Source organism: Streptomyces sp. AK010 (assembly GCF_014207295.1).
GTDB lineage: Bacteria > Actinomycetota > Actinomycetes > Streptomycetales > Streptomycetaceae > Streptomyces > Streptomyces massasporeus.
On the sequence record NZ_JACHCX010000017.1, the window covers coordinates 173021 to 182900 of the forward strand.

Annotated in this window: 3 protein-coding genes, 1 tRNA gene and 1 rRNA gene; 1 reads left to right on the top strand and 4 read right to left on the bottom strand. The window is 69.0% G+C overall.

The window, feature by feature from the left end; all coding sequences use genetic code 11:
* Nucleotides 1-214: 214 nt before the first annotated feature.
* Entirely contained in the window at nt 215-5686 is a 5472-nt protein-coding gene (locus tag HDC93_RS28675; RefSeq protein ID WP_185013751.1) for a HAMP domain-containing protein, read from the bottom strand.
* 378 nt (nt 5687-6064) lie between these two features.
* Between HDC93_RS28675 and HDC93_RS28680 the strand changes: the two genes are divergently transcribed.
* Nucleotides 6065-8818: a SpoIIE family protein phosphatase gene (locus HDC93_RS28680; protein ID WP_185013752.1), complete on the top strand. Its 2754-nt coding sequence runs from the start codon at nt 6065-6067 to the stop codon at nt 8816-8818.
* A gap of 47 nt (nt 8819-8865) precedes the next feature.
* Here HDC93_RS28680 and HDC93_RS28685 read toward each other — a convergent pair.
* The 3 genes from HDC93_RS28685 to rrf form a co-directional block, all read right to left on the bottom strand.
* Nucleotides 8866-8938 (bottom strand) — tRNA-Thr (locus HDC93_RS28685).
* A 74-nt stretch (nt 8939-9012) separates the two neighbouring features.
* On the bottom strand, nt 9013-9675 hold the full coding sequence (locus HDC93_RS28690) for a DegT/DnrJ/EryC1/StrS family aminotransferase (protein WP_185013761.1): 663 nt from the start codon (nt 9673-9675) through the stop codon (nt 9013-9015).
* A 114-nt stretch (nt 9676-9789) separates the two neighbouring features.
* A 5S ribosomal RNA gene (rrf, locus tag HDC93_RS28695) occupies nt 9790-9880 on the bottom strand; the annotation flags it as partial.

The following is a 9880-nucleotide window of genomic DNA, read 5'->3' on the forward strand; positions in this document are numbered from 1 at the left end:
GTCGCCCGTCCTTGTGCCGGTCATCGTAGCCGCACCCCGCCCGTCGCCACACCCTGTCACCGTGATGTCACTGTGCACGTAGCAGAAACGCAGCAGGAGACCAGAAGGTTCCCCAGATCCTGTACTTCTACACGACTATGCGCACACCGAGTCGGCAACTCCGCGTGAACACCGAACCTTCCCGACATGGTCGCGCAACTGACCAGTGTTCCCCTCATTCCCCCCGCATCCACTGATCCATCACCGCCAGCAGGTGATCGGGGTCGACCGGCTTGGTCACGTAGTCGGAAGCGCCCGATTCGATCGCCTTCTCGCGGTCGCCCTTCATCGCCTTCGCGGTCAGCGCGATGATCGGCAGCCCGGCGAACTGCGGCATCCTGCGGATCGCCGAGGTCGTCGCGTACCCGTCCATCTCGGGCATCATGATGTCCATCAGCACGACCGCCACGTCGTCGTGCTGCTCCAGGACCTCGATCCCCTCACGGCCGTTCTCGGCGTACAGCACGGACAGGCCGTGCTGCTCCAGGACGCTGGTCAGGGCGAAGACGTTGCGGATGTCGTCGTCCACGATCAGGACCTTCTGGCCGCCGAACCGGATGCCGCGGGTCGGCCGCGGCGCCGGCTGCTGCTCGGCCGGGGCCCACTGCTCCAGCTGCGCGGGGCGCGGCGGCAGCTCGGGCATCCTGCGGCGCCGCCGGAACAGGGCGGCAGGCCCGTTCTGCGTCTCGCGGTACGACGTCACCTCGGCCGGCGTCTCGACCTCCGCGTCCGGCAGCGCGGACGGGCCGGACGCCGACGCGACCAGGTCGCCGGCCTCCAGGCTGGGCAGCTGCTGCTGGTAGCCCTGCGGCGGCAGTTCGCTCGGGTGCAGCGGCAGGTACAGCGTGAACGTCGAGCCACGGCTGGGCTCGCTCTGCGCGAAGATCTCACCGCCGAGGAGCTGCGCGATCTCCCGCGAGATGGACAGCCCGAGGCCCGTACCGCCGTACTTGCGGCTGGTGGTGCCGTCGGCCTGCTTGAACGCCTCGAAGATCACCCGCATCTTGCTGGCGGCGATGCCGATCCCCGTGTCGGTCACGGAGAACGCGATCAGCTCGGCGTCCGGATCGGTCAGCGACCCGGTCTCCAGCAACTGCTCCCGGATCTTCTGCGGCACGTCGTCCCGCGCCGGCCTGATGACCAGCTCCACCGACCCCGAGTCGGTGAACTTCACCGCGTTCGACAGCAGGTTGCGCAGCACCTGCAGCAGCCGCTGCTCGTCGGTGTGCAGCGTCGCGGGCAGCTCCGGCGAGACCCGCACCGACAGGTCCAGGCCCTTCTCCGCGGTCAGCGGCCGGAAGGTGGCCTCCACGTAGTCCACGAGCTGGACGAGCGCGATCCGCGTCGGGGAGACGTCCATCTTGCCCGCCTCGACCTTCGACAGGTCGAGGATGTCGTTGATGAGCTGGAGCAGGTCCGATCCGGCCCCGTGGATCGTCTCGGCGAACTCGACCTGCTTCGGGGAGAGGTTCCCCTCGGCGTTGTCGGCGAGCAGCTTGGCCAGGATCAGCAGCGAGTTGAGCGGCGTACGCAGCTCGTGCGACATGTTCGCGAGGAACTCGCTCTTGTAGCGCATCGACACCGCGAGCTGCTCGGCGCGCTCCTCCAGGACCTGCCGCGCCTCCTCGATCTCGGTGTTCTTCACCTCGATGTCGCGGTTCTGCTGGGCCAGCAGCTCGGCCTTCTCCTCCAGTTCGGCGTTGGACGCCTGGAGGGCCTTCTGCCGCTGCTCCAACTCGGCCGACCGCTCACGCAGTTGCTCGGTCAGCTCCTGCGACTGCGCCAGCAGCAGCTCGGTCTTGGTGTTGACGGAGATGGTGTTGACGCTCGTCGCGATCATCTCGGCGATCTGGTTGAGGAAGTCCTTCTGGATCTGCGTGAACGGCGTGAAGGACGCCAGCTCGATGACGCCGAGCACACTGCCCTCGAACAGCACCGGCAGCACGATCACCTGCGCGGGCGGCGCCTCACCGAGCCCCGAGGAGATCCTCAGATAGCCGCTGGGCGCGTTCTCCACCAGGATCGTGCGCTTCTCCTCGGCAGCCGTCCCGACCAGCGCCTCACCGGGCTGGAACGACGTCGGCATGGAGCCCATCGAGTAGCCGTAGCTGCCGAGCATCCGCAGCTCGTACTGGTCCTCGTCGGTGGCACTCACGTCCTCGCCGTCGACGAGCGGCATCGCCACGAAGAACGCCCCGTGCTGGGCGGAGACCACCGGCGTCAGCTCGCTCATGATCAGCGAGGCCACGTCCTCCAGGTCGCGGCGGCCCTGCATCAGCGCCGAGATCCGGGCCAGGTTGCCCTTGAGCCAGTCCTGCTCCTTGTTGGCGATGGTGGTGTCGCGCAGGTTGGCGATCATCTTGTTGATGTAGTCCTGGAGTTCCTGGATCTCCCCGGACGCGTCCACGTCGATCTTCAGGTTCAGATCGCCACGGGTCACCGCGGTCGCCACGCGCGCGATGGCACGCACCTGCCGGGTCAGGTTCCCGGCCATCTCGTTCACCGACTCGGTCAGGTCCCGCCAGGTGCCGTCCACGTCACGCACGCGTGCCTGGCCGCCGAGTTGCCCCTCCGTGCCCACCTCGCGGGCGACCCGGGTGACCTCCTCCGCGAAGGACGACAGCTGGTCGACCATCGTGTTGATGGTCGTCTTCAGCTCCAGGATCTCGCCGCGCGCATCGATGTCGATCTTCTTCGTCAGGTCACCCTTGGCGATGGCCGTGGTCACCATGGCGATGTTGCGCACCTGACCGGTCAGGTTGGACGCCATCTGGTTCACGGACTCGGTGAGGTCCTTCCACGTGCCGGCCACACCCGGCACGTGCGCCTGACCGCCGAGGATGCCGTCCGTGCCCACCTCACGGGCCACCTTGGTGACCTGCTCGGCGAACGAACTCAGCGTCTTCACCATGGTGTTGATGGTGTCGGCGAGCTGCGCGACCTCACCGCGCGCCTCGATGGTGACCTGCCTCGTCAGGTCACCGTTGGCGACCGCCGCCGAGACCTGGGAGATGTTCCGCACCTGAGTGGTGAGGTTCTTCGCCATCAGGTTGACGTTGTCGCTCAGGTCCTTCCAGATGCCCGTGACACCCGGCACGTGCGCCTGGCCGCCCAGGATGCCCTCGGTACCCACCTCACGGGCCACCCGGGTCACCTGCTCGGCGAAGGAGGACAGCTGGTCCACCATCGTGTTGACCGTCGTGACCAGCTCGAGGATCTCGCCCTTGGCGTCGACGGTGATCTTCTTCGAAAGATCTCCCCGGGCCACCGCGGTCGTGACCTCGGCGATGTTGCGCACCTGAATGGTCAGGTTGTTCGCCATGCCGTTCACCGACTGCGTGAGGTCCTTCCAGGTGCCGGAGACGCCCTGCACCTCGGCCTGACCGCCCAGGATGCCTTCCGTACCCACCTCACGGGCCACCCGCGTGACCTCTTCGGCGAACGACGACAGCTGGTCCACCATCGTGTTCAGGGTGTTCTTCAGCTCCAGGATCTCCCCGCGCGCGTCCACGGTGATCTTCTGCGACAGGTCACCCCGGGCCACCGCAGTCGCCACCTGGGCGATGTTGCGCACCTGACCGGTCAGGTTGGACGCCATGCCGTTCACGGAGTCCGTCAGGTCACGCCACACACCGGCCACACCCGGTACCTGCGCCTGACCGCCCAGCCGGCCGTCCGTACCCACCTCGCGCGCGACCCGGGTCACCTGGTCGGCGAAGGCCGAGAGCTGGTCGACCATCGTGTTGATGGTGTTCTTCAGCTCCAGGATCTCGCCGCGCGCGTCGACGTCGATCTTCTGCGACAGGTCACCCCGGGCCACCGCCGTCGTCACCTGCGCGATGTTGCGTACCTGGGAAGTGAGGTTCCCGGCCATCGAGTTGACGGAGTCGGTGAGCTCCTTCCAGGTGCCCGAGACACCGTCCACCCGGGCCTGCCCGCCCAGACGGCCCTCCGTGCCCACGTCCCGGGCCATCCGCGTCACCTGATCGGCGAAGCTCGACAGCTGGTCCACCATCGTGTTCACGGTGTTCTTCAGCTTGAGCATCTCGCCGGAGACGTCGACGGTGACCTTCTGCGAGAGGTCGCCGTTGGCCACCGCCGTCGTCACCTGGGCGATGTTCCTCACCTGACCGGTGAGGTTCCGGAACGCCGTGTTGACGGAGTCCGTCAGGTCCTTCCACGTGCCGGCCGCGCCGGGCACCTGCGCCTGGCCGCCCAGCTCACCCTCGACACCGATCTCCCGCGCCACACGCGTCACTTCGGCACCGAAGGCGGACAGCTGGTCCACCATCGTGTTGACGGTGTTCTTCAGCTCCAGCATCTCGCCGGCCACGTCGACCGTGACCTTCTGCGAGAGATCACCATTGGCCACCGCCGTCGTCACCGCGGCGATGTCCCGCACCTGAGTGGTCAGATTCCGGAAGACCGTGTTCACCGAATCGGTGAGATCTTTCCACGTCCCCGCGGCGCCCGGCACGTTCGCCTGACCGCCGAGCTGCCCCTCGGCGCCGACCTCGTTGGCCACGCGCGTGACCTCGTCCGCGAAGATCCGCAGCGTCTCGGTCATCTGGTTGATCGTGTCGGCGAGCTGCGCGACCTCTCCGCGCGCCGGCACGGTCACCTTGCGTGACAGGTCACCGTTGGCGACCGCGGTCGTCACCTCCGCGATTCCGCGCACCTGGGCCGTGAGGTTCCCGGCCATGGTGTTCACCGAATCGGTGAGTTCCTTCCACACACCGGCGACGCCCGGCACCTGCGCCTGACCGCCCAGCGCACCCTCGGTGCCCACCTCACGGGCCACCCGGGTCACCTCGGAGGAGAACGCCGAGAGCTGGTCCACCATCGTGTTGACGGTGTTCTTCAGCTCCAGCATCTCGCCGGCCACCTGGACCGTGACCTTCCGCGACAGATCACCCTTGGCGACCGCCGTCGTCACCAGCGCGATGTCCCTCACCTGGGCGGTCAGCCGGTTCGCCATCGTGTTGACGGAGTCCGTCAGGTCCCGCCACGAACCCGACATGCCCCGTACCCGGGCCTGCCCGCCCAGCTTGCCCTCGGTGCCCACCTCACTGGCCACACGCGTGACCTCGTCGGTGAACGTCGACAGCTGGTCGACCAGGTTGTTGACGGTCCGCCCGACCTTCAGGAACTCGCCCCGCAGCGGCTGACTGTTCCCGTCCGCCGCGTGCGTCCGCAGCTCCATACGCGGTGACAGATCGCCCTCCGCCACGGCGGACAGCACCCGGCCGACCTCGGAGACCGGCCGCACCAGGTCGTCCACCAGGGCGTTCGAGTTGTCGATCGCCGTCGCCCAGGAGCCCTCACAGGCACCCGTCTCCAGCCGCTCGGTGAGCTTGCCCTCGCGGCCCACCATCCGCCGCACCCGCGACAGCTCACCCGTGAGATGCAGATTGCGGTCGGCCACCTCGTTGAAGACCGCCGCGATCTCGGCCATCACGCCGTCACCGGACACCGTCAGCCGCTTGCGGAAGTTCCCGTCCCGCATCGACACCAGGGCCGCCATCAGCCGGTTCAGGGCCGCCGTGTCCACCTCGGTCGTGCCACTACGCACCTTGCCCTGGTTGCTCGGGGACTGTCCGCCTTTCGCGCGCGCCCTCTTGCCACGCGTCGCTGCGCCAGACTCCACTGTGTCCCTCCCGCAGGGGTCGACCGTCACTGCTGTGCTCCGGTACCACGCTCGGCGTACCAGTTACTACTGCGTATTCTCTGCCCTGCATACCAGGCCGTCTCCAGGGGGCTGCTGCCCAAGGTCGGCGTCGGGCACACAGCCTGCCCGGACCTTCACAGGAAGCTTGCCCAGTGTTTCACCCTGGCCGAACCAGGCCATAACAGTTCGGCAGCTTCGCACATCGTCCGCACACCCTCCGGACGGAAACACTGCAGACCGGCATCCGCTTGGACCGCGAAGGTAAGTAACCTTGCATCCGGCTGTCCAGCCACGCCGGTCCGTCCGGCCTGGGCGGTGGCACGAAGACGAGCGGGCATCGGAGGGGCGGCCGCACACATGACCACCGGACTGATCCCGGGGGGACAGCCCCCGGACCCCCGGCCGACGGGCGCCCTGCCGCAACAGCGGCGCGAGCCGGTCGGCCACGCAGCCCAGCACGTCGAGAACCGGTCGAGGAGTTCTGTGATCACCGCGCGCGCGGCCGCCAGTTTCGAGCCCGTCGGCCGATCGGTCGCGAGCGCCCGCTCCTTCGTACGCGACACTCTCCAGGGCTGGGGCTTCGCCGACATCGTCGACGACGCCGTCGTTCTGACCAGCGAACTCGTGACCAACGCCGTCGTCCACGCCGGCACCTCCGCCGACGTGCTGTGCCTGCGCAGCGACGAAGGAGCGCGCATCGAGGTGGCCGACCGCTACCCCGAACGCGAGATCCCCCTCCAGGGCCCCGCCATCAACATGGGCAGCCCCGACCGCGAGGGCGGCCGGGGCCTCCAGCTGTGCGCGGCCCTCGCCGGCCGCTGGGGCGTCGAGTACACCCCCGCCCACAAGACCGTCTGGTTCCAGCTGGACCTGCCCGCACGCGCGGTGGGCACCCGCGCGGCCGGACCGGCCCTCCCCGCCGAGCTCCTCCCCCTCGCCGACGGCCGGGTCCGCGTGGCCGTCATCCAGATCGACCGCACCGGCCACATCACCGCCTGGAACGAGGACGCCGAGGAGCTCTTCGGCTACCCGGCCGAACAGGTCAACGGCAAGCCCCTCACCGACCTCGCAGCCTGGCCGCACACCCCTGGCACCAGCACCGGCATCGCCGAGGCCCTGCGCCTCTCCCGCTGGGAGGGCAGCTACGGCATCCGCACCGTCACCGGCAGAGTCACCCCCGTCTACGCCTCCCACCTGCGTGTCCGCGACACCGGCGGCGAACCGTCAACCGTCTGCCTCCTCGTACGGGACCACGAACGGGCTGTTCTGCAGACACCCCTGCGCGTGCCCGCCTCCGACACCTCGACCGGCTCCGAGGGCCAGAGCACCGACCCCTTCGAGGTCTTCATCGGCTCCCCCGCCCCGGACGACCTGGACGGCCTCCTGCAGCGCACCGTCGAACGCGCCCGCGACATGCTCGACGGCGACTCCGCGTTCCTCCTGCTGGCCACCGACGACGAGACGGAACTGGAGGTCCGCGCCTCCACCGGCCTCCCCTCCGCCCGCCAGCGTTTCGCCCGCGTGCCCGTCGAGGCCGGCCCCGGCCGCTACGGATCGGCCCGCATGCCCGCCGTCCACGACGACCTCACCGCGGTCCCCGGCGCGGTCCCGCTCCTGAACGGCACGGGCATGCGCTCGGTCGTCACGGTCCCCCTGAAGGTCGAAGGCCGCCTCACCGGCTCCCTCGGCGTCGCCGCCGAAGCCCCCGCCAGATACTCCAACGAAGAGGCCCTGCGCCTGCAGTTCGCCGCCGACCGCATCGCCCTCGCCGTCGAATCGGCCCGCCTGGGCGAACTGGAACGCCTGCGCCGCGGCTCCCTCAGCTTCCTCGTCGAAGCCTCCGACCTGCTGGCCGGCACCCTGGACCGCGACCAGACCCTGGCCCTGATGGCCCAGATGACGGTCCCGACCCTCGCCACCTGGTGCGCCGTCTACACGATCGCCGACCAGGCCTCCGAGCCCTACCTCTCGTACGTCCTGCACGAGGACGAGGAACTCATCGACGGCATCAAGTCCCTGCTGTCGAAGGTCCCCCCGCCCGACCCGGTCCCCACCCCCGGCGCCCGCGTGTGGACGGCCCCCGGCGAGGTGGCCCACCAGGCGGCCCTGCGCAGCTCCATGCGCAGCCTCGGCCTCAGCGGCAGCCCGACCCGCCAGATCACCCCGGGCATCGGCCCCACCCTCGCCACCGCCTCCGCCGTCGGGGGCGAGACGGTCGTCCTCCCCCTGGTCGCCCGCAACCGCGTCATCGGCATGCTCACCCTCGGCAAGCCCACCGACGAGCACTTCCGCCAGGAGATCCTGGAACTCGCCGAGGACCTCTCCCGCCGAGCGGCCCTGGCCCTGGACAACGCCCGCCTCTACTCGGAGCGCACGGCGATCAGCCAGTCCCTCCAGCGCAGCCTCCTGCCTCCGGGGCTCCCCGAGATCGGCGGCGTGGAGGTCGACGTCATCTACCGCGCGGCCGGCGAGGGCAACGAGGTCGGCGGCGACTTCTACGACGTCTTCCCGATCCGCGACGGCGCGTACGGCTTCGCCATCGGCGACGTCTGCGGCACGGGCCCGAACGCGGCAGCGGTCACCGGCCTGGCCCGCCACGCCCTGCGCCTCCTGGCCCGCGAGGGCCTCAGCGGCCCGGCCGTCCTGGAGCGCCTGAACTCCGCGATCCTCGACGAGGGAGCCCGCAGCCGCTTCCTCACCCTCCTCTACGGCGAACTGCGCCCCCAGGAGGACGGCAGCGCCGAACTGAAGGTGGTCTGCGCCGGCCATCCGCTCCCGCTGCGCCTGCGCCAGGACGGCTCGGTCGAACCGGCCGCGGAGCCCCAGCCCCTCCTCGGCGTCATCGAGGACCTGGAGCTCTACGAGCAGACCGTCACCCTCGACCCGGGCGATGTCCTGCTGTGCGTCACGGACGGCGTCACCGAACGCCGGGAGGGCGCCCGCATGCTCGGCGACGACGGCCTCGCCGACGTCCTCACGACCTGCACGGGCCTCACGGCAGGAGCGGTCGCGGCCCGCATCATGCGCGCGGTGGAACGCTTCGCGTCGGACGCTCCTTCGGATGACATGGCGATCCTGGCCATGCGCGTCCCGGGTCTCCACAAGGACTAGGAGAACGCGAAAGGCCCCACCCGTGAGGGTGGGGCCTTTTCGGTTTGAGCCCCCAAGCGGAATCGAACCGCTGACCTTCTCCTTACCATGGAGACGCTCTACCGACTGAGCTATAGGGGCCTGTTGCTTTGCGAGGTCTCCCTCGCGGCAACGGAATAGATCATACCCCGAACAGACCCGTGCTCCCAACCACGTCAGAAGGCGGGCTGGAGAAGCCCTCCGAGGGCATTGCAGGCGGACACGATCCGCTGCATGTCCCGCTTGGTCAATGACGCGTCCACGGGCAGCGCGAGCGTCTCGTCCGCGGCCCGCTCGGTCTCCGGAAGCGAAACACAATGCCGGAATTCGGGCAGTCGGTGCACGGGCGTCTTCACCGGCACCCGGCACCCGACTCCCTTGGCACGCACGGCCCGCGCGAAGGCATCCCGATCGGGTCGCCCATTACCCGGAACCCGCACGACGTACTGCTGATAGGTGTGCCCGTCACCGTCGTCCGGCGTCCGCACACCCCTCAACTTCATATCGAGATAGGCCGCGCGCTCCCGGCGCTGGGCTATCTCGTCGTACGGCGCCTCGGACTCCCCCTGCTCCAGCACCAGCAGTCCGTGCCGCTGACCCACGGCGTGCAGCCGCGCGATATCGGCGAGCCGGCCGAAGCGGTGTACGACCACCACGGCCGCGGTCCGCGCGGTGACCGCCGCTTCCACGGCAGCCGGGTCGAGGCAGTAGGTGGACGGGTCTATGTCGGCGAACACCGGCAGAGCCCCGGCCATGGCCACGGCCTCGGCGACCTCGACGTTCCCGAAGGCCGGCACGACGACCTCGTCACCGAGTCCGACACCGGCGGCCCTGAGCATTGCAGCAGTACCCATGCCGTGGATGCTCGTTGCGCAACGTGAACTTCAAGTGACGCACAACAAAAAAGGGTTGGACCCGAAACCGAAGTTTCGGGTCCAACCCTTTCAATGATTGTTCGGCGGCGTCCTACTCTCCCACAGGGTCCCCCCTGCAGTACCATCGGCGCTGTAAGGCTTAGCTTCCGGGTTCGGAATGTAACCGGGC

What these genes read in the sequence shown, in the direction of transcription:
- HDC93_RS28680 (WP_185013752.1), top strand. Translation starts at nt 6,065, where the DNA reads ATGACCACCGGACTGATCCCGGGGGGACAGCCCCCGGACCCCCGGCCG.
- HDC93_RS28690 (WP_185013761.1), bottom strand. Translation starts at nt 9,675, where the DNA reads ATGCTCAGGGCCGCCGGTGTCGGACTCGGTGACGAGGTCGTCGTGCCG.